Source organism: Streptomyces zhihengii (assembly GCF_016919245.1).
In the GTDB taxonomy this organism is placed as follows: Bacteria; Actinomycetota; Actinomycetes; order Streptomycetales; family Streptomycetaceae; genus Streptomyces; species Streptomyces zhihengii.
The window spans coordinates 5,409,884-5,430,557 of sequence record NZ_JAFEJA010000001.1; the positions used below are offsets into that span (position 1 = coordinate 5,409,884).

Consider the following 20,674-nt stretch of genomic DNA (forward strand, 5'->3'; position numbering starts at 1 on the left):
ACGGGCGGGCCGGGGGCCCTCGGCTACGGCGTCGCGGGGACCGGCGGGGCCGGGTCGCCGGCCGGCACGGCGAACGGGAGCACCGCCACCGTCACGTTGTCGTGGCCACCGCCGTCGAGCGCGTGGCCGACCAGCATCTGCGCACTGTGCAGCGGACGCAGCGCCGCGTCCCCGGGCACCACCCGGGCCATGTCGTCGGCGCCCTCGGCGTAGTTCCACAGGCCGTCCGTGCAGACCACGACGACACCGGGGCGGTCGGGCTTGAACGCCTGGGTGTGCGGGTCCAGTTCGTAGGCGTCCGCGCCGAGCCAGCCGGTGATGGCGTGGGCGCGCTCGTCCGCGTACGCCTCCGCCTCGTTCATCAGGCCGGCGGCGACCATCTGGGCCGCCCAGGAGTCGTCCTCGGTCAGCCGGGCGGGCGCCACGCTGCGGTCGTCCGGGACCCAGTAGGCGCGGCTGTCGCCGACCCAGCCGACGATCAGCAGACCGCCGGCCGACACGGCGCCGACGATCGTGCAGGCGGGCGCGTTCCGGTGGCGGCCGGACTCGGGGTCGGGGTCGTCCGAGGCAAGGGAGTTGACCGCCTCCGAGGCCGCGACGATGGCCTCGCGCATCGCCTGCTGCGGGTTGGTGCCGAGCGGCAGGACGGCCAGCAGCCGCTCGTTGGCGGCGCGCGCGGCGGCGGCGGACGCCTCGTCGGGGCGGGTCGCCGAGGACACCCCGTCGCAGACGACGGCGACCACGGCGGGCGAGCCGTCGGGGAGGGCGGTCGACGAGACGGCGAACGCGTCCTCGTTGCGGTGGTGGCGCAGGCCCCGGTCGCTGACGGCCGCGACCGAACCGAGCTCCTGCTCCATGTGGTCGCGCTCGCGCGGCTGTGCGTGACCGCAGTTCTCGCAGTAGCCGTCGGTGTCCACATGGCCCGCCCGGCAGGCCACGCACAGCTTGCCGCCGGCGGCGGCGGGGGCGGGCGGCGGCTGAGCGGTCCGCGGGTCCACGGCGACGGCCGTGCCCGGCCGGGGGGCCGCCAGCTCGAAGTCCTCCGAACGAGGGGTGTCGTAGCGCACCTGGGCGGTGTCCTGCCCGGCGGCGGGGTGTCCGGCCCCGCCCTCGACCGGGCCGGGCGCACGGTCGTGCCCGCCGCCCGAGGGCCCGGGCACCGTGCCGGTGGCCCGCGGCGCCTCCGCCGGCAGAGCGCCGGCGCCGGGGGCGGCCGGACCAGCGGGGCCCGTCGGCGTGCCGCCGTACGCGGCGCCGTCACCGGAGGCCCCCGCCGGGCCGGTGGCCGGGGCGCCGCCGGAACCGGCCGCGGGCGGCACGGCCGGGCCGTACCCGGGGGCGGGGGCCGCGGCCGACGGCGGTGCGGGCGGGGTGGGCTGCGGGCCGGCGGGAGGGGCGGGCGGCATCGGCGGGGCCGCCGGCGCGGCACCGTGCGCGCCGGCAACGGCCGCCGGAGGCACCGGCGGTGGCGGCGGGGTGGGCCGGGCGCCGGCCGCACCGGCCGGAGGTGCCGGCGGCGGGGTGGGCGCGGCGCCCGACGGGGGAGTGGCGGCCTGGGCGCCGGCGGAGGTGGCCGCGGACTCGGCGAGGTCGGCGGGGTGCTGGGTGGGCGGGGACATGCCCGAGGTGTCGGTGCCGGCGGCCGTGGGCCACTCCACCGGGGTGCCGAGCGCCTGGGTGGGGCGGTCGGTGCCCGGCGCCGCGAGGGCCGACAGGTCGTACCCGCAGGCCCCGCAGAACCGGTCGCCCGACTCCACCGGCTCCTCGCAGCCGGGGCAGGACTGCCCGTCGGCCGACTGGTGCATCTGCGCCATCATCACACCCACGTCCGGGGGCGGTAGCGGTTCGCCCGCTCCACCAGCTCTATCCGTTCCTCGCCGCGCTGGGCGAGCCGGGCCAGGACCCGGTACGAACGCTCCAGCCCGAAGCGCAGACCGCGTTCGTCCAGCGGGCTGCCCAGCAGCGCCGGCGGTCCGTCCGGACCCGGCGCGGCGGCGGGCGCCGCCGCCGTGGACGGCCCGGCTCCGGGACTACCGGAGATTACCCAGTCGAGCGCGGTGCCGAGCACCTCGGTCGCCAACTTCTCCCGGCGCACCGCGTCCAGACCGAACGCCGCCAGGGCCTCCACCTGCGCCGCGGACGCCGTGAGGTCGGCGAGCAGCGCCTCGTGCGCGGCGCGTCGCCGCAGCCGCGAACGCACGGCGGCCACCCGGGCGGCCGTGTAGTGGATGGACGCCTCGGGCACCGACTCCAGCGTCCGTACGGCTCCCGGCCGGTCGCCCGCCGCGAGCTGCACCCGGGCGAGCCCGAACGCCGCGCTGACGAAGCTCGGGTCCGTCGTCCACACCAGGCGGTAGTAGTCCGCCGCGTTGTCGAGCTGGCCGAGCACCTCCGCGCACAGGCCGAGCGCCAGCTTGGGCGCGCACTCGCCGGGGAACGCGTCGTACACCGCGTCGAAGGAGAGCGCCGCCGTCTCGTGGTCGCCGTGCACCAGCGAGGCGACGCCCCGGTACCAGACGACCCGCCAGTCGTCGGGGTGCCGGCTCTCCAGGGTGGCGAGCGTGCCCGACGCCGGGGTGGCCTCGCCCAGTTCGAGGCGGGCGCGCAGCTCGCGCAGCAGCGTCTCCGTGGAACTCGCAGGCACCCCCTGGAGCGCGGTGATCAGCTCGGCCGGGGCCGAGGCCATCAGCCCCGCGAGGAAACCGGCGTTGGGGTCGTGGGGGTCGACGCGGGGGACGGGGAGCGCCAGGGCGCCGGCCCGGGTGTCCAGGGGCGCCAGGTGCGCGGCACCCTGCGGGGCCGGTGCCGCGGGGGTGCCCGCCGCGCGCTGCGCGGGCAGCGCGGCGCCCGGGGGCAGCGCGGGCGCGCCGCGCGCCGCGCGGCCGGTCCGCCGTGCGCCCAGCGCGGAGGTGTCCTCGGTGAGCTCGGCGAACAACACGGTGTCCGTCACCCGCAGTTCCGGGCCGAAGAGCGTCGACAGCGCGGGGCGCGGCCGCCCCGTCTGCATGGCGACGACCTCCCGGAGCACCCCGGTGAGCTGGTCGGCCATCTCCTGCGCCGAGGCGAACCGGCGCGCCGGGTCCGGGTCGGTGGCCCGCACCAGCAGCCGGTAGAACGACTCGTAGGTACGGAAGACGGGGATGTTCCCGGGATCGGGCAGGCTGTCGACGAAGACGTTCGTGTAGCCCTGGAAGTCGAACGTCATCACCGCGAGGGTGCGGGCGACCGTGTAGAGGTCGGAGGCGACCGACGGCCCGACCTCGGCCACCTCGGGCGCCTGGTAGCCCACCGTCCCGTAGATCGCCGACTCGTCGTCGTCCATCCGGCGGACCGCGCCCATGTCGATCAGCTTGAGCTGGTCCTGCTGCTGGATGGCGTTGTCGACCTTGAAGTCGCAGTAGAGGAGGTTCCTGCTGTGCAGATGGCCGAGCGCCTCCAGCGCCTCGATGCCGTACGCGCAGGCCTGCTCGACCGGCAGCGGGTCGCGCCGCCCGTCCGGGCCGCGGCGCGCGTTGGCGATCTCCTTCAGCGACTTGCCGCCGACGTACTCCATGACGATGTAGCCGTCGAGGGAGCCGGTGCGCTGGTCGAGGTGCTCGACGAAGTTGTAGATGCGCACGATGTTGGAGTGCTCGATCTCGGCGAGGAAGCGCCGCTCGGAGATCGCCGCCGCCATCGCGTCCTGGTCGCCCGTGTCCAGCAGGCCCTTGAGGACCACCCAGCGGTCCGACACCGCCCGGTCCACCGCCAGGTACACCCAGCCCAGACCGCCGTGCGCGAGACAGCCCGCGACCTCGTACTGGCCGTGGACGATGTCGCCGCCCTTGAGCTTGGGCACGAAGGAGTACGGGTGGCCGCACTTGGTGCAGAAGCCCTCGGTGCGCCCCGGCCGGTCCCCGCGGGCGCGCCCGACCGGCGCCCCGCAGTCCGAGCGGGAGCAGAACCGCTTGCGCTCGGGGACCTCCGGGTCGGTCATCACCGCGGACCGGGGGTCGGGCCGCGGCACGTCCGGCACGGCGACCAGACCCGCGCCGAGGCGGTTGCGCCCCGAGGCGGCCGTCGACGAACCGGAACTGCGCACCGACACCGACCGGGAGGACGCGCTGCCGCCCGTCAGCGAACGCGACAGCCGGCCCGACACCGATCTGCGCGACGTCGACGACCGCGACGACGCCCGCCCGCTGCGCGCCGACACCGAGTCCCGTCCGCCGGCGGTGAGGCCGGTGGGCGGCGAGGACACCATGCCCGTGGACGACACGACGGGCGCGAGCCCGCAGGTGTCGCAGTACAGCTCGCCGCCGCCCATGTCCTCGTAGGAGCCCTCGCAGCCGGGGCGCTGGCAGTTCGTGTTCTCGCTCATGAATCCCCCCTGCTGTCCTGAAGGCCGTGCCCGTCCGCTCTCGGCACGAGCACCTCGGCCGCCGCCTGCTGGTAGCGCAGCACGGCCTGCTCGGCCACGCGCAGATCGCACGGCGCGCTCCAGAGCATCCGCCGCGCCGCGTCGTACCGCTCGATCAGCAGCGGGTCCTCGGCCAGGCCGTGCCGGGCCACCTTCGCCTTGTACGCGTCGAGCCGGCCCCGCAGTTCGGCGCGGACCGCCAGCGGCGCGGTGACGGCGGTCAGCGACTCGCGGGCCCGGTGCAGCTCGTCCTCCGCGTCCCGTTCCAGCGACTCCAGCAGCGGCGACAGCCGGTGCCAGCGGGAGTGCCGGCGGTACTCGGCCGCGGTGGCGAGCCGCTCCTGGAGCGCGGTGGGCGGTCCGCTGACGGCGGGCACCTCGGACGCCGCGATCTTGGCGAGCACCTCGCCCCGGGCCGCACGGGCCTCGGCGAGGGTGCGGTCCGCCCGGGAGAGCACGTCCCGCAGCCGCAGCAGCCGCTCCTCGGAGTCCTGGCGGACCCGGAGCACCGCCTCGATCTCCCGGCGGACGTCCTCCAGGTCGCGCGCCGCCCGGTCGTAGCGGTCGGTGTCGGGGCGGCCGCCGCCCGGCGCCGAACTGCCCGGCGCGGGGCGCCAGAAGGCCAGCGGGTCGGAGACGACCTGGGCGCGCAGGGTCGCCAGCTCGGCGGTGATGGACTCCAGTTCGTCGCCCGAGGGGTGCTCGCCCGGCCGCACGCCGACCGAGTGGGCGAGCGAACGGGTGCGCCGCAGCTCGGCGGAGAGCAGGTCTATCCGGGCCGGCAGGGCCGACCAGACGGCGTCGGCGGTGATGATGGTGTCCAGCGAGGAGGCGTAGAGGGCGTTCATCCGGGCGACCAGCTCCTGGAGGGTGAACTCCTCGGAGAGCAGGGCCGGACCGGCGATGTCCGGCGACGGCGGCACCGCCTGGCCCGCGACGGTGACGCTGCGCCCGCGCAGCCGCCCGGTGAGCTCCACCAGGTCCTCACGGCTGGACCAGCGCCGCCGGGCGCGCAGTTCGCGCATGGCGGTGAGCGCTCCCGAGTAGGCGTCGAAGTAGGTCCACAACTGGGTGATCGACTGTTCGGCGGCCGCCCAGCGGTCCTTGGTGACACCGGTCAGCTCGGCGCCCTCCAGGAGCCGGCGGCCGGCGTGGTCCTGGAGCGCCAGGAGCGAGGTCTCGACGGCCTCGTGCTCCGCGCCGAGCCGCGCCAGCGCGCGGTCCACCTCGTCCCGGTCCATCACCGGCCCGTGGGGGGTCCCCGCCGCGCCGGAAAAGGGTCCCGCGACGCCCATCGATCACCTCTCCGATCCGTGCGTGTCCTGGCCTTCGGTCGTGCCCTCCGCCTGTCCCGCCCCGGGGCCTACCCCGCCCGGTACTTGGGCTGCGGGGGCGCCGTGATGCCCGGCAGGTCGTCCTTCAGCCAGCGGTCGTACGCCGCCATCCATGGGCCCTTGCGGTACTCGTCCAGCACGTGGTTCACCCGGCGCACCACGTCGTCCTTGCCGAGCTTGGTGGCCACCCCGTAGTACTCGGTGGTGAAGGGGGCGCCCTTCAGCTCGACCGAAGGGTCCTGGGCCGCCTGGCCGGCCGCCAGCGCGTTGTCGGTGACGACGGCGTCCACCAGGCCCTGCTGGAGTCTGACCAGGCAGTCGAGCTGGTTCGGCACGGTGAGCAGGTCCTCGTCCTCGGGACCGCCGTCGTGCTCGTCGCGGAAGACGGCGCCGTAGGCGTTCTTCTCCATCGCCTCGTAGGCGGTGGAGCCCTCGGCCGTGCAGACCCGCTTGCCCGACAGGGAGTCGTCGTAGCCCGTGATCTTCTGCCCCTTGGGCGCGAGGACCTGCTGCCCCGCCTGGAAGTAGGCGGTGGAGAAGGCGACCTGCTCGATCCGGGCGCAGTTGATCGTCATGGTGCGCACCACGATGTCGACCGCGCCGCTGTCCAGCGCGGCGATGCGCTGGTTGGTCGGTATCGCGCGGAAGATGATGGCGTCCTCGCTGCCGAGGATGTCCGCGGCGATGGCGCGGGCGAGGTCGATGTCGAAGCCCTCCAGGCGCCCGGCCGAGGCCTTGGCGACGCCGTCGGCCGTCTCGCTGGGGTCGAGCGGCCTGCGGAAGCCCCACTGGTAGCTGTTCTGGTCGACGCCGACGACGAGTTTGCCGCGCTCCTTGATGGCGTCGATGTTGGGCCCGCCGGCGGTCGACGGGCGCAGGGACGCCTCGGGGTCGGCGCAGTCGTCCGCCTTGGCCGGCAGGGCGCTGCCGCGCCCCGCGGGATCGGCGCCCAGGACGTCCGCGCCCCCGTGGGACAGCGGCAGCAGCGTGACGGCGGCGGTCAGCGCGCAGGCGGCGGCCATGCCGGCGACACCGCCCCAGCCGCGCAGCCCGGCACGGACACCGCGCCGGCGGGCGCCCGTCGGCTCCTCGGTCATCGCTCCCCCTCTCACCGGTACTCCGAAAGCCTGCGGTTGATGCCGAGCACGGCGGCGACCGCGCCGAGCACGGCCAGCAGTGCCGCGCCGGCGGCGAGGCCCGTGAACGCCGAACCGGCGGATCTCGCGGACGCGGTGAACTCCCGCTGCTCGTGGTCCAGCGCCTCGGCCAGCGCGGTGTCGAGGGCGTCGAAGGACTCGTTGGTCGAGCCCTCGCCGCCGATGACCCGGGTCACCGCTCCGTCGTAGTCGCCGCCCTGGTCGGCCTTGGTGACGTCGGCGTGCCTGGTCCGCCAGGTGGCGACCGTCTCCACCGCCTTTTCGACCGGCGCCCGGCCGGCGGTGTCGTCGGCGTGGCGCAGGGCGCCGTCCAGCGACTCGCCGAGACGGTCCATCGCCTCCGCGTACTCCACGGCGTACTTGTCGGCCTTGCCGTCGTCGGTGAGCACGGCGCCGCGGGCGACGAGGGTGAGGTTCTCGCTGGCGCGTGCCTGGAGCGCCTGGACGCGGGCCTCGCCGAGCACGTCGAGCGAGCGCTGGGCGTGCACCTCGGCGTCGTTCAGCCGGGCCCCCGCGAGGGCCTGGGCGGCCACCAGCCACACCATCACCAGCCCGGCCGCGACGGTGGTGGCGAGCAGGCCTCGGTTGAACACGCGGTTGGTGCGGCGGTAGTTGCGCCGCTGGGCCCAGCCGAGGACGGCCAGCGCGGCGACACCGGAGGCCACCGACGCCAGGGGCCAGAAGCGCGCCTCGTCGTAGTCGGCGCGCAGCCGGGTGGACTCGGCGAGGTGGAGCCTGCGTGCCGCGGGCAGCAGGTCCTCGGTCATCAGATCGCTGGCGAACCGCAGATACGCGCCGCCGAGCGGGTGGCCCAGGCGGTTGTTGGCGCGCGCCGTCTCCATGTAGCCGGTGTAGCGGGGGAGATGCTCGTTGAGATGGGCGATCTGGCGGCCCGACTCGCTGTCCGCGTCCGTGTGGGTGGCGGCGGTGACCAGCAGCCGGGAGGCGCGGGCGATGTCCTTCTCGTAGCGCTCCTTGACCTCGCGCGGCTCCTCGGCGCCGGAGAGGAAGCCGGTGGACGCGGCGGTGTTGGCGTCGGCGAGCGAGCGGTAGACGGAGGCGGCGTCCTGGCTGAGCGGCTGGCTGCGGCCCACCACGTCGTCGGCGGCGGCCGACCGGGCGGAGACCTCCAGGGCCGTGACCGCGCCGAACACCACCATCAGCGCGGCGAGTACGGCTCCGATGATCTGGAGCCGGCCGGGCTCGGTCGTCGCGGCGGCGCGCAGCCGCCGGACGACCTCGGCCCGGGAGCCGAACCCTCCGGCGCCGGGCCCCGGGAGGGGCGGCGGCGCGGGCGCGGGCGCGGGTGCAGGAGCCGGCTGAGGCGCTGTGCCCACCGTCGGCGGGTGTGTCACGTGACCTCCCCCTCGGTCGATGACGGCCCGCTCCCCGGCGGGTCCTCGGATGACTCCCGGCCAGCAGTATGGCCGCAGGGGACTGCTTCACACCAGAATTGACTGGATCTTGATCGACTCGTCGCGGCGCGCGGCGACGACCGCCGTGCCTGGCCCGACCCCCCTCTGTGTCCCCACAGTGAATACGCTCCCCGCCGCCGCACGGTTCCCACCGATCGGGTGAATCCGGGCGACCCCGGGGAGGGGGCGTCAGGCTGCCCGTGCGGGGTGGGTTCCGGGGGCGTCACGCCGCCCCGTGCGGGGCGCGCCCCGTGGGCCATCACGTCGCCGGGGCGGGGGCGTTGGCCTCCCAGGCCCGCGGCCCCGAGAGCGCGGGGGCCCTCCGCGGGGGCTCCGCCCCCGCACCCCCGCGCCTCAAAGGCCGGCGAGGCCGGGAAAGCCGGCCCGTCCGGCGTTCGAGGGCGCCGCGCGGAGCGCGGTGTCGCTCCACGGACCGGCACGCGGGGCAACGCACCCCCCACGGAAGCGGACCCGCCCCCGCACAGCACCCCCGGGGGCCTCACGCGCCGAAGTGCGCCCGCAGTCTCGCGTGGGCCTCCGGTGGGGACGGGGTGCGGTCGAGACCGAGGAGGGCCGCGCCCAGGACCGGAGGGGCGGTCACCACGCGGACCACCGCCCCGGGGGCCTTCAGCGCCAGCAGCTCGGCGATGTCCGCGTCCAGTTGGGGGTGCCGGGCCGCGAGCACGCTCCCGCCGAGCACCAGCGGAGTCTCCTCGCCGAGGAGTCCGAGCCGGCCGAGCGCGACGGACGCCATCGCCACGATCTCCTCGGCCTGGCGCCGCACCAGCGACCTCGCCACCGGGTCGCCCCCGGCGCTCGTCGCGAAGAGCACCGGGGTCAGTTCGTGGCGGCGGACCGCCGCCACCCTGCCCAGGTGCAGGGCCTCGATCAGCGCGTACACCGAGCCGAGACCGAAGTGCGCGGGCAGCGTGCGGGCGAGGTCGGTGGGTTCGCCCCGGCCGTCCTCGGCGCGCGCGGCGTACCAGAGCGCCTCCTCGGCGAGGCCGCCGCCGCCTCCCCAGTCCCCGGAGAGCTTCCCGATCGCGGGGAAGCGCGCGGTGCGCCCGTCGGGCAGCATGCCCACGCAGTTGATGCCCGCCCCGCACACCACGGCGACCCCCCGCGGCTCGTCGACCCCGGCGCGCAGCAGCGCGAACGTGTCGTTGCGGACCTCGGTGGTGTCCCCCCAGCCGCGCGCGTGCAGCGCCGCCGTCAGCTCGGCCTCCTCCACCGGGAGGTCGGCGTTGGCGAGCGCGGCGAGGACGTGCTCGGCGCGGTCGACGGGGGTGCCCGCCGCACGGGCCGCGGCCCGTGCGGCGCCGACCGCCGCCGCGAGGACGTCGACGGCGGCCTCGACCCCGACCCGCGGGGGCTGGAAGCCGCCCGCGCGGCCGGTGCCCAGCACGGTCCCGTCGGCGGCGACGAAGGCGGCGTCCGTCTTGCTGTTGCCCGCGTCGATGGCGAGGACGGTCGCGTTCACGCCCACGCGAGGTGCTCCCGGTTGTGTGCGAGCAGGCTGTCGGTGAGCCGGTCGGCGTAGTCGTACTGGCCGATGAGCGGATGCGCCAGCAGGGCCCGGAAGACCCGGTCGCGGCCGCCGCGCAGGGCCGCCTCCAGGGCGAGGTCCTCGTACGCGGTCACCTGGGCGATCAGCCCCGCGTAGAGCGGGTCGAGCCGCGGCACGGGCAGCGGTGCGGCGCCGTCGGCGCCGACCCGGGCCTGCACCTCGACGACGGCGTCGTCCGGCAGGAACGGCAGCGTCCCCCGGTTGAGGGTGTTCACCACCTGCACCCGGTCGCCCGCCCCGCCGAGCAGGGAGGCGGCGAGGTCCACCGCGGCCTCCGAGTAGAAGGCCCCGCCGCGCTTGGCCAGCAGCTCCGGCTTCTCGTCGAGCGCGGGGTCGCCGTACATCTCCAGCAACTGCCGTTCCATGGCGGCGACCTCGGCGGCCCGCGAGGGCTTGGTGCGGGACTCCTCGACGACCTCGTCGTGCGCGTAGAAGTAGCGCAGGTAGTAGGAGGGGACGACCCCGAGCCGATCCAGCAGGTGCCGCGGCAGCCGCAGGTCGGCGGCGACGGCCTCGCCGTGTTCGGCGAGCAGCTTCGGCAGCACGTCCTCGCCGTCGGGCCCGCCGATGCGCACACCGGTCTCCCAGGTGAGGTGGTTGAGCCCCACGTGGTCGAGGTGCACCTGCCCCGGCGCGACGTCCAGCAGCTTCGCGAACTTGCGCTGGAGCCCGATGGCCACGTTGCACAGGCCGACCGCCTTGTGCCCGGCGCCGAGCAGCGCGCGGGTCACGATCCCCACCGGGTTGGTGAAGTCGATGATCCAGGCGTCCGGGTTGCTGCGGCGCACCCGTTCGGCGATGTCCAGGACGACCGGGACGGTGCGCAGCGCCTTCGCGAGGCCGCCCGCGCCCGTCGTCTCCTGGCCGACGCAGCCGCACTCCAGCGGCCAGGTCTCGTCCTGCTGCCGTGCGGCCTGGCCGCCGACGCGGAGCTGGAGCAGGACGGCGTCGGCGCCCTCGACCCCGGCGTCGAGGTCCGAGGTGGTGACGATCGTCCCGCCGTGGCCCTGCTTGGCGAAGATCCGCCGGGCCAGGCCGCCGACGAGTTCCAGCCGGTCTGCGGCCGGGTCGATCAGGACGAGTTCGGTGATCGGCAGGGTGTCGCGCATCCGCGCGAAGCCGTCGATCAGTTCGGGGGTGTAGGTGGAGCCGCCCCCGACGACTGCGAGTTTCATTGTTCCTAGCCCTTCACTCCGGTCAGGGTGACGCCCTCGATGAACGCCTTCTGCGCGAAGAAGAAGACCACGATCACCGGTGCCATGATCAGCACCGTCGCGGCCATGGTGAGATTCCAGTCGGTCTGATGGGCGCCCTTGAAGGACTCCAGGCCGTAGCTCAGGGTCCAGGCGGCCGGGTTCTCGGAGGCGTAGATCTGCGGTCCGAAGTAGTCGTTCCAGCAGTAGAAGAAGTGGAAGAGTGCCACCGCCGCGATGGCGGGCTTCGCCATCGGCAGGACGATCCGCAGCATGGTGCGCAGTTCCCCGCAGCCGTCGATGCGGGCGGCCTCGGTGTACTCCCGCGGGATGGTCAGCAGGAACTGGCGCAGCAGGAAGATCGTGAAGGCGTTGCCGAAGCCGAACGGGATGATCAGCGGCCACAGCGTGCCCGCCAGGTCGAGCTGCTTCGCCCAGAACAGGTACATCGGCACCACGACCACCTGCGGGGGCAGCATCATCATGGCGATGACCAGCATCATCGCCAGGTTGCGGCCCCGGAAGCGGAAGACGGCCAGCGCGTAGGCCACCGGGATGCTGGAGCCCACCGCGAGCACCATGCCGAGGCCCGCGTACAGCAGGGTGTTGCGCCACCAGGTCAGGAAGCCGGGGGTGTTCCAGACGGTCGCGAAGTTCCCCCACTCCCAGGTGTGCGGCCACAGGTCGCGGGTGAGGGCCTGGTCGTCGCTCATCACGGCGGTGAGCAGGACGAAGACGAACGGGAGCAGGAAGAAGAGCGCGGCGGCGACGGCGAGCGAGTGGACGGCCACCCACTCCAGCGCGGCCCGGCGCCGGGCCGCGCGCCGGGCGGCGCCCGTACCGCCGGCCGCGGGAGGGGAGACGGCCGGTGCCGGCGGCGTACTGGTCAGGGTCATCGTTCAGTCCTCCGCCGACAGGAAGCCGGAGCGGCGCCGCATCAGCACCGCGGTGAACGCCATCGCCAGGGCGAACAGCACCAGCGCGACCACGCACGCCGCTCCCGTGTCGAAGCGCTGGAAGCCCAGGTTGTAGACGATCTGCGGGACGGTGAGCGTGGTCCGGTCGGGATAGCCCGGCTCGAACTGCTGGCCGGATCCGCCGATCACTCCGCTGGCGACCTTCGCGGCCACCAGCGGCTCCGTGTAGTACTGCATGGTCGCGATCACGCCGGTGACCACCGCGAAGAGCACGATGGGCGAGATGTTCGGCAGTGTGACGGACCGGAACCGCTGCCACGGTCCCGCGCCGTCCAGCTCCGCCGCCTCGTACTGCTCCTTCGGCACGTCGAGCAGCGCCGCCATGAAGATCACCATCAGGTCGCCGATGCCCCACAGCGCCAGCAGCGTCAGCGACGGCTTGGACCACGCCGGGTCGGTGAACCAGCCGGGCGCCGGCAGCCCCAGCGACTCCAGGATCGTGTTCGCCGGTCCCGTACCGGGGTTGAGCAGGAAGACGAACGACATGGTCGCGGCGACCGGCGGGGCGAGGTAGGGCAGGTAGAAGAAGGTCCGGAACAGCCCGGCACCCGTCTTGATCTTCGTGATCAGCAGCCCGATGCCGATCCCGAAGAGGACCCGCAGCGACACCATCACGGCGACCAGCCACAGAGTGTTGCGCAGCGCGGGCCAGAAGTAGGGGTAGTCGCCGAAGACGTACGCCCAGTTCTTGAAGCCCACCCAGGTCGGCGGGGCGAACCCGTCGTACTTCATGAAGGAGAAGTAGACGGTCGACACCAGCGGGTACGCGAAGAAGACGGCGAAGCCGATCAGCCAGGGGGAGAGGAACGCGAGCGTGCGCAGCGCGCTCCTCCGGCGCCGGGCCCGCAGCCCGGGCGCCGCGGCGTGGACGGCGGCGGTCATCAGCGTGCCTGCTCGTTGTCCTTGTCGACCTGGGCGTCGGCCTTGCGCAGCCCGGCGTCCAGGTCCTTCTCCCGGCCGGCCTCCCAGCGCACCCCCAGGTCCTGCGCGGTGAGCAGGAAGGCCCCGCCGTTCACCGAGGAGGGCGCGTGGGAGCTGCCCGGGTGCTGGGCGATGGAGACGAACGTGCGGTACAGGGGGTCGTCGCCCAGGGCGGGCGACTTCAGCGCGGCCTGGGTGGAGGGCACGTTGTGGATGGCGTTGGCGAAGGAGACCACCGCGTCGGTGTCGGTGGACAGGTACTTCACCAGTTCCCAGGCGGCGTTCTGCTTCTCGCTGACCCGGGCGATGCCGAGGATCGTGCCGGACAGGTAGCCCTTGCCGTACTGGTCCGCCTGGTCGTCCGGCACGGGGAAGGGCGCGGCGCCGATCTCGAAGTCCAGCTCCGCGTCCGAGGCCATCTTGCCGCGCCACTCGCCGTCTAGCTGCATGGCGACCTGGCCGGTGTGGAACGGGTGCTTGGGGCCCCACTCGTCGCCCAGCGACGCGCGGAAGCGCTCCAGCCGCGCGTAGCCGCCGAGCCGGTCGGCGAGCTTCTTCTGCCAGGTGAACAGCGCCTTCACGGCCGGGTCCCCGGCCAGGGCGGACTTCCCGTCCGCGTCGAAGTACCGGACGCCGAACTGCGAGGCGTAGTGCTCGAAGGTGGTCTCGTAGCCCTGGAAGTTGGGCATGAACCCGAGCTGCTCGTAGGAGTCGCCCTTGCGCTTCGTGAGCTTCTCGGCGACCGCGTCGAACTCGGAGAGGGTCTTCGGCGGGGCGGTGATCCCGGCCTCGGCGAACGCCTTCTTGTTGTAGTAGAGGCCGTAGGCGTCGCCCAGCAGCGGCACCGCGCAGCGCTTGCCCTCGTGCTCGGTGTACTTGGCCATCTGGGGCAGGAAGGTGGTCGCCGGGTCGATGCCGGACTTGTCGAGGAACGGCTTCAGATCGGCGAGCGCGCCCGTGGCGCAGAAGCGGCCGACGTTGTCCGTGGTGAACGAGGAGACGACGTCGGGCGCCTGGGAGCCGCCGGCCCGCAGCGCCTGGTTCAGCTTGTCGTCGGTGATGCCCTTCACGGTCTTCACCGTGATGTTGGGGTGCTTCGCCTCGAAGGACTCGATGTTGGCCTCGATCGCGGCGACCTCGGAGGGCGCGGACCAGCCGTGCCAGAAGGTGAGGGTCGTCCGCGCCTTCGGGTCGTCCGACGCGGCGTCGCCGGCCGACCCCGTGCAGGCCGTGGCGAGGAGCGATATCGCGGCGGTCGCCGCGAGCGCGGCGGCCGTGGTCCGGCGGATTCTGGGCATGGCGGTGTCTCCCTGTGACGGAGGGCCGGGGGAAGGGGAGAAGCGGGGAACGGGAGGGGAAGCGGGGCGGCGGGGGGTCAGCGCGAGGTGTCGAAGACCTCGTCACGGGTGGTGGCCAGGGCGCTCTCCAGCGCGCCGCGCAGCACCGGGCCGCTGCGCACGGTGCCGGAGACCAGCCGGGGCCGGGCGGCGGCGAGTTCGGTGAGTTCGGCGCGGACCCGGGTGCGCAGCGGCTCCCCGCCGGCGGCGATGACGTCGCCGGAGAGCACGACGAGCTCCGGGTCGAGCACGGCGACCAGGGAGGCGAGACCGGTGGCGAGGCTGGTCGCGTAGGCGTCCAGCAGCTCCCCGTACACCCCCGAGTCCGCCTCGGCGGCACGGGCGAGCAGCGCGGTGGCGACCCGGGCGTGCGGCCCGCCGCCGACGCCCTGGATGCCGAGCTCGCGGGCGAGCGCCGGCAGCGCCTGGGCGCCGGCCAGCTCCTGGAAGCCGCCGCTGTTGGCCTTGGTCACCTGCCGGACCAGCGGAGCGCCGGGCACCGGCAGGAAGCCGACCTCGCCGGCGCCGCCGGTGAAGCCGCGGTGCAGCCGCCCGCCGATGACGAGGGCGGCGCCGAGGCCCTCCTCGTTCCACAGCAGGACGAAGCTGTCGTGGCCGCGGGCCGCGCCGAGCCGCTGTTCGGCGACGGCGACCAGGTTCACGTCGTTCTCGTACTCCACCGGCATCGGCAGGGCGGCGGCCAGCTCGTCGAGGAGCGCGGGCGCGTGCCAGCCGGGCAGGTGGGAGGCGTACCGCAGCCGGCCGGTGGACGGGTCGAAGGCGCCGGGGGTGCCGACGACCAGGCGGTGGACGTCGGCACGGGTGATGCCGGCCGCCTTGACCGCGCCGTCCAGCGCGTCGGTGACCTGCCGGACGACGCTGTCCGCGCGCCGGCCGGGGGTGGGCAGCTCGTACTCGCCGGCCACCGCGCCGGTGATGTCGGCGACGGCGGCCCTGATCCGCTGCGGGGTGACGTCCAGGCCCGCGGCGTACGCGGCGCGGGCGTTGACGGCGTAGAGCTGGGCGCTGGGGCCGGGCCTGCCCTCGGTGGTGCCGGTGACGACGACCAGCCCGGCGGCCTCCAGCCGGGCGAGGAGCTGGGACGCGGTGGGCTTGGACAGACCGGTGAGGTTGCCGATCCGGGTCCGGGAGAGCGGCCCGTGCTCCAGCAGCAGATCGAGCGCGGCACGGTCGTTCATGGCGCGCAGGACGCGGGGCGTCCCCGGTGTCGTTCCGGCCATGGCGAGCCTCCGTGAGCCACACTGTTAGGAAAGTTTCCTAATCGGCAGAAGGCAAGGTAGGGCGCACCTCCGGGCGCCGTCAACAGCCGACACCCCCCGAACCGCGCGGTTCGGGGGTGTCGGCGTGCGGAGCGCCCGCGGCTACTTCGACAGGTTGGCCTGCGGCGGTATCGGGGAGGCGGCCAGGGACTGGGGGGAGGTCTGCGAGGCGAAGGCCGACGGCGCGGACATGCCCGCGGTGGGGTCGGCCGCGGCCTCCTCGGCCGGCTGCGGCAGCCCGCCGACGATCCGGATGCCCTCCGCGTCGAACGCCCGCTTGATCCGCCAGCGCAGCTCGCGCTCCACGCCGAGCGCCTGGCCCGGCATGGTCTTCGCCGCGACCCGGAACGTCATCGAGTCGAGCAGCACCTCGGTCAGGCCCAGCACCTCGACGGGGCCCCAGAGCCGCTCGTTCCACGGCTCGCTCTTGGCCAGGTCCTCCGCGACCTCGCCGATGACGGACTTCACCCGGTCCAGGTCCTCCGTGGGCCGGACGGTCACGTCGACGGCCGAGGTCGCCCAGCCCTGGCTCATATTGCCGATGCGCTTGATCTCGCCGTTGCGCACGTACCAGATCTCGCCGTTGTCGCCGCGCAGCTTGGTGACCCGCAGGCCCACCTCGATGACCTCGCCCGAGGCCACCCCCGCGTCCACGGAGTCACCGACGCCGTACTGGTCCTCCATGATCATGAACACGCCGGAGAGGAAGTCGGTGACGAGGTTGCGCGCGCCGAAACCGATCGCCACACCCGCCACACCGGCGGAGGCCAGCAGCGGCGCCAGATTGATGTTGAACGCCCCGAGGACCATCAGCCCCGCGGTGCCGAGGATCAGGAACGACGCGATCGAGCGCAGGACGGACCCGATGGCCTCCGAGCGCTGTCTGCGCCGCTCGGCGTTGACCAGCAGCCCGCCGAGCGCGGTGCCCTCCACCGCCTGGGCGGAACGGTTCATCCGCTCTATGAGCTTGGTCAGCGCGCGGCGCACCAGCATCCGCAGCACCAGCGCCACCGCCAGGATCAGCGCGATCCGCAGCCCGGTGTTCAGCCAGGTGGACCAGTTCTCCTCCACCCACCCCGCCGCGTCGCTCGCCCTCTCGGCGGCCTCCTCGAAGGTGACGGGTGCGGGTTGCGGAGCGGTGTCCGCGCCTACGGCGGACCAGAACGCGGTCACAGGGGAACCTCCAGGCGTGCGACGGGGAGCCTCAACAACAGTAACGGGGGCCGCCCGGCGGCCCTCTGTCCTCACCGCGCCGAGAGACGAGGCTCACCACGGAGGAAGAGAAGGGGCACCGGAGTCTGTGGTGCAAAACACCTCCAGCCCGTTACGCGCACGTGGTGGCGTTCGGAGCGGCCATGAGGCGAAACTGAAGACAGATCGTCCCGGCGCGAGCCACGCGCCGCCGGCGTACAAGGAGGCATCCGTGCCGCATGTCCTGGTCCTCAACGCGTCGTACGAGCCACTGGGCGTCGTACCGCTCCGCCGCGCTCTCGTCCTCGTCCTGGAGAACAAGGCTCTCTGCCTCGAGGAGTCCGGCGCCTTCATGCACAGTGCGACCCGTGTCGTCGCCGCGCCCAGTGTGGTCAGGCTGAAACGGTTCGTACGGGTCCCCTACCGGGGGCCCGTTCCGCTCACCCGCAAAGCGCTCTTCGCCCGCGACGGCGGGCGCTGCATGTACTGCGGTGGCGTCGCAACCAGCGTCGACCACGTGGTTCCGCGCAGCCGAGGGGGGCAGCACGCCTGGGACAACGTGGTGGCGGCCTGCCGCCGCTGCAACCACGTCAAGGCGGACCGGCACCTGCGCGAACTGGGCTGGCACCTGCGCCACCAGCCCGCACCGCCCAGCGGGCTCGCCTGGCGGATCATCGGCACCGGACACCGGGACCCGCGCTGGCTGCCCTACCTCCAGCCCTACGGCGCGGACGACGCGATGGCACGGATCGACGGGATCTCCGCCTAGCGGCGGGGTGCGGGTGTCCGGGGCGCGCCGGCCCCGGTTACGGCACGGCCTGCGGCCGTGTCCTCAAGCGCCGGACGGGCTGGATCCTCCAGCCCGTCCGGCGCTTGAGGACACCGCGCGCAGCGCGGTGCCGTCAAAAGCGCCGCCCGCACCGGACCTCTCAGCGTTCCGCCACCGCGTACGTCTCGACGCCGAAGAGGGAGTACCCGAAGCGCGTCGCGCGCTCGTCGCCCTGGACCCGCACGAAGCGGGTGTCCTCGGCGTCCAGGCGGACGCTCTCGCGGCCGCCCCTGCCGTCGGTGACGGTCGCCGCCGTGCGCCAGGTGACGCCGTCGGCGGAGACCTGTATGCGGTAGGCCGTCGCGTACGCGTCCTGCCAGTGCAGGACGACCTGCCCCACCCGCGCCGGGCGGGCCAGCTCCACCTGCCACCAGGCGCTCGGGCCGGTGGGCGAGGACCAGCGGGTGGCGCCGTCCCCGTCGGCCGCCGCCGAGGCCGGGAAGTCGGCGGTCTCCTCGCCGGACGCCGAGGCCCGCGCGCCCGGCGCGCGGGCCAGGTCCGGTCCGCCGGTCCGCGGGAACGCGCGCACGGTCAGCGTGGACTGCTGGCCGGCGAAGGCGATCGGCACCCGGTACTCGCCCGCCGGGGTGTCCTCGGGGACCGTCACCTCGACGGGGACGGTCGTCCTGGTCCCGCGCGGCACGGTGGTGCGCTGCGGCACCCGCACCTCGATGCCCGCCGGGGCCCGCGCCGTCAGCTCGCCGCGCACCTCGCCGGGCCGCTGCGCGGTCAGCCGTACGTCCGCCCGCAGCGGGGCGCCGCCGATCTCGGCGCCGGCCTGTTCGCGGTCGAGCGCGAGGCCGGCCGCCGGCTCGTCGGCGAACCACGGGACGAGCGAGCGCACGGACACCGGCCGGGGGCCGTCCGGCGCGACCCGCAGCGCGTCCACCGTGAGCTCCTTGACGTCCGTCTGCGTCCAGCCGCCCGCGGAGAGCGGGGCGAGCCGCCGCCAGCCCTCGCCGGGCACATGTCCTTCGAGGTGGCCGGGGGAGGTGTGCCCCGGCTCGGTCATCGTCGTCACGGCCGTCACCGGGCGGGGCCTGCCGAGGCTGACGGAGCCCTCGCCCGCCCCCGCGCCCGCGCGGTCGGCTCCCGTCCAGGCCCGGGACTCCTTCTCCGCCCGGTCGAGGAACGCGCCGAGCACGCCCTTGCCGACGGTGACCCGGCCCGCCGCGAGCTCCCGCCGGAGCGGTTCCAGCGCGAGGGAGGCGTCCCACGCGGCCTGCCCGTCCCCGCGGGTCTGGGCCAGCAGCATGTCGACGGCCTTCTCGCCCGCCCGCCCGTAACGGGCGAGCTGGTCCAGCCACGGGCGCACCTCCTCGGCGAGATCCCCGCCCGCCGTGGTGCGCAGGTTCCCGGGCGCCTCGCGCATCACACCGAAGGCGGCCCGCAGCGCGACGGCCGCCCGCTCCTGCGCCTGGGCGTCCGTGGTGGCGCGGGTGCGCCAGAACTCGTCCAGCAGCGGCCGCAGATACGCCGATTCGGCGTCGGGGCTGAGGACCGAGGAGGCGTCGTTGCCCGCCAGCGCCCCGAGCGCCTCGCGTGCGCGGGCGTCGGGGCCGGCCAGGTCGTCGAGCGCGGCCCGCCAGGACTCCTGGGGCCGGTAACCCTTCGGGTTCCAGGCGAAGTCGGCGGCCGTGAAGAGCGGGACGCGGGAGGCCGACGCCTGCTCCATGGCGTTGACGAGGAGCGCCGCCGAGCCGCCGGCGACCGCCGGTTCGCGGCCCGTGTAGGGGCCGAGGAAGATCCGGTCCTGGGCGTAGTCGTTGACCGGGTAGTTGTCCATGGTGACCAGCGGATGGCCGAAGGCCCGCCGCGTCTCGGTCAGTTCCCGCCCGGTGATGGTGCGGGGCACCACGCCGACGCCCGTCCACGCCACCCGGATGCCGTCGTCCAGCTCGCCGGCGAGCGCGCGCCGGTAGTCGGTGACGCCGTCCTGGTAGTACTCGGTCGGCACCACGGACAGCGGCTCCGCGCCCGGGTGACGGTCCGCCAGGTGCCGCGCGACCGCGTCCGCGACCCGCGCGTGCGCCTCCGCCGCCGCCCGCGGGCCCGAACCGAAGGCCCGCGCGTCCCGGTCGCAGTGCCACTCGCTGTAGCTCACGTCCTGGAACTGGAGCTGGAACGCCCGTACGCCGAGGGCCCACATCCCGTCGATCTTGCGGGTCAGCGCCCGGATGTCGCCGTCGTCGGACAGGCACATGGACTGGGCCGGCGCCACCGCCCAGGCGAGCACCACGTGGTTGCCCCGGGCCCGCTCGGCCAGCTCCCTGAACTCCGCGCGCCGGTCCGCGGGATAGGCCTCGCGCCACATCGCCGTGCGGTACGGGTCGTCGCCGGGGGCGTAGAGGTAGCGGTTCTGCTTGGTGCGGCCCATGAAGTCGAGCTGCTCCATGCGCTGCCGGTGCGTCCAGGGCGTGCCGTAGAAGCCCTCCGTCGTGCCGCGCACCGCCGTCCCGGGCCAGTCGCGGATCACGACGCGCGGGACGCCGTCGTCCGTGAGGAGCTGGCGCAGCGTCTGCACGCCGTGGAACAGGCCGTCGTCGCCGACCCCGTCGAGCGCGACGGTGGCCCGGCCCGCCACCTCGCCGGCGGCCAGGCGGTAGCCGCCGGCGGGGAGATCCGTGACGTCCGCCGCGCGCAGGGCGCGCAGCGCCGCCGCGGCCTCGGGGCCGCCGACGCGGAACACCGGGCCCCGGCCCGGCAGCGTCTCGTGCACGGTGCGCACCCCGGCGCGGCGCAGGACGTCCTTCAACAGGCCGACGGCGTACGGGTCGGCGCCCGGTGCGGCGGCCACGGTCGCCTCGGCGCCCAGCGCGAGGAAGCCCTCGCCCGCGCGCAGCGACTGGGGGCGGGGCCAGACGGACGGGACGGCCGAAGCGGCCTCCGGGTCCCGGGCGGTGCCCGCCGGTGACGCGGGATCGCCCGGTGCCGCCACCGCTCCCTGGGCGCCGCCCAGCAGACCGCCGATGACGGCCACCGCGAGCGCCGCCGCTGTACGCCTTCTCCCCGCGAGCCGCACGCCCGTGACTCCCCTCGGTCTCCCGTTCCGGTGGGCTCCGAGCCCACCACCC

General features: G+C 74.7%; 14 protein-coding genes. 1 reads left to right on the forward strand and 13 read right to left on the reverse strand.

All coding sequences use genetic code 11. The features are described 5' to 3' along the window. Positions 1-23 precede the first annotated feature (23 nt). The 12 genes from JE024_RS22965 to JE024_RS23020 all read right to left on the reverse strand — a co-directional run bounded on the left by JE024_RS22965 (position 24) and on the right by JE024_RS23020 (position 16,753). Positions 24-1,805: a PP2C family protein-serine/threonine phosphatase gene (locus JE024_RS22965; RefSeq protein WP_244883036.1), complete on the reverse strand. Its 1,782-nt coding sequence runs from the start codon at positions 1,803-1,805 to the stop codon at positions 24-26. A gap of 11 nt (positions 1,806-1,816) precedes the next feature. After that, on the reverse strand, positions 1,817-4,360 hold the full coding sequence (locus JE024_RS22970) for a serine/threonine-protein kinase (RefSeq protein WP_205375391.1): 2,544 nt from the start codon (positions 4,358-4,360) through the stop codon (positions 1,817-1,819). Next, a complete protein-coding gene (locus JE024_RS22975; RefSeq protein WP_205375392.1) occupies positions 4,357-5,694 on the reverse strand; it encodes a coiled-coil domain-containing protein in 1,338 nt (445 codons plus the stop codon). The genes JE024_RS22970 and JE024_RS22975 overlap by 4 nt, the downstream gene beginning before the upstream one ends. Positions 5,695-5,762: 68 nt before the next feature. Beyond that, positions 5,763-6,830, reverse strand: coding sequence for a glutamate ABC transporter substrate-binding protein (locus JE024_RS22980; protein WP_205375393.1), 1,068 nt, complete (start codon positions 6,828-6,830; stop codon positions 5,763-5,765). 11 nt (positions 6,831-6,841) lie between these two features. Further along, positions 6,842-8,245, reverse strand: coding sequence for a GlnX family signal transduction membrane protein (locus JE024_RS22985; RefSeq protein ID WP_244883037.1), 1,404 nt, complete (start codon positions 8,243-8,245; stop codon positions 6,842-6,844). A 559-nt stretch (positions 8,246-8,804) separates the two neighbouring features. Next, the gene (locus tag JE024_RS22990) at positions 8,805-9,791 is read right to left on the reverse strand and encodes an N-acetylglucosamine kinase (protein ID WP_205375394.1); all 987 of its coding nucleotides are present in this window, start codon (positions 9,789-9,791) and stop codon (positions 8,805-8,807) included. Beyond that, entirely contained in the window at positions 9,782-11,047 is a 1,266-nt protein-coding gene (locus JE024_RS22995) for a 6-phospho-beta-glucosidase (protein ID WP_205375395.1), read from the reverse strand. The genes JE024_RS22990 and JE024_RS22995 overlap by 10 nt, the downstream gene beginning before the upstream one ends. Positions 11,048-11,052: 5 nt before the next feature. Further along, positions 11,053-11,961 (reverse strand): carbohydrate ABC transporter permease, encoded by a 909-nt coding sequence (locus JE024_RS23000; protein ID WP_205375396.1) that lies wholly within the window; start codon positions 11,959-11,961, stop codon positions 11,053-11,055. Positions 11,962-11,964: 3 nt separating this feature from the next. Beyond that, complete coding sequence (locus JE024_RS23005) at positions 11,965-12,924, reverse strand: carbohydrate ABC transporter permease (RefSeq protein WP_205375397.1); 960 nt, start codon at positions 12,922-12,924, stop codon at positions 11,965-11,967. Next, positions 12,924-14,261, reverse strand: coding sequence for an ABC transporter substrate-binding protein (locus JE024_RS23010; RefSeq protein WP_205375398.1), 1,338 nt, complete (start codon positions 14,259-14,261; stop codon positions 12,924-12,926). Before JE024_RS23010 ends, JE024_RS23005 begins: the two co-directional genes overlap by 1 nt. Positions 14,262-14,338: 77 nt before the next feature. Next, positions 14,339-15,541, reverse strand: a complete 1,203-nt coding sequence (locus tag JE024_RS23015) for an ROK family transcriptional regulator (protein WP_205375399.1) — start codon at positions 15,539-15,541, stop codon at positions 14,339-14,341. A 141-nt stretch (positions 15,542-15,682) separates the two neighbouring features. Beyond that, on the reverse strand, positions 15,683-16,753 hold the full coding sequence (locus JE024_RS23020) for a mechanosensitive ion channel family protein (RefSeq protein WP_205375400.1): 1,071 nt from the start codon (positions 16,751-16,753) through the stop codon (positions 15,683-15,685). Positions 16,754-17,003: 250 nt separating this feature from the next. Here JE024_RS23020 and JE024_RS23025 point away from each other — a divergent pair, with 250 nt between their 5' ends. Continuing rightward, complete coding sequence (locus JE024_RS23025; RefSeq protein ID WP_205375401.1) at positions 17,004-17,540, forward strand: HNH endonuclease; 537 nt, start codon at positions 17,004-17,006, stop codon at positions 17,538-17,540. A 160-nt stretch (positions 17,541-17,700) separates the two neighbouring features. On the opposite strand, the gene JE024_RS23030 is transcribed toward JE024_RS23025, so the two are convergent. Beyond that, positions 17,701-20,622 carry a glycoside hydrolase family 84 protein gene (locus tag JE024_RS23030; RefSeq protein WP_205375402.1) on the reverse strand — a complete coding sequence of 974 codons (2,922 nt, stop codon included), beginning with the start codon at positions 20,620-20,622 and terminating at the stop codon, positions 17,701-17,703. Positions 20,623-20,674: the final 52 nt, after the last annotated feature.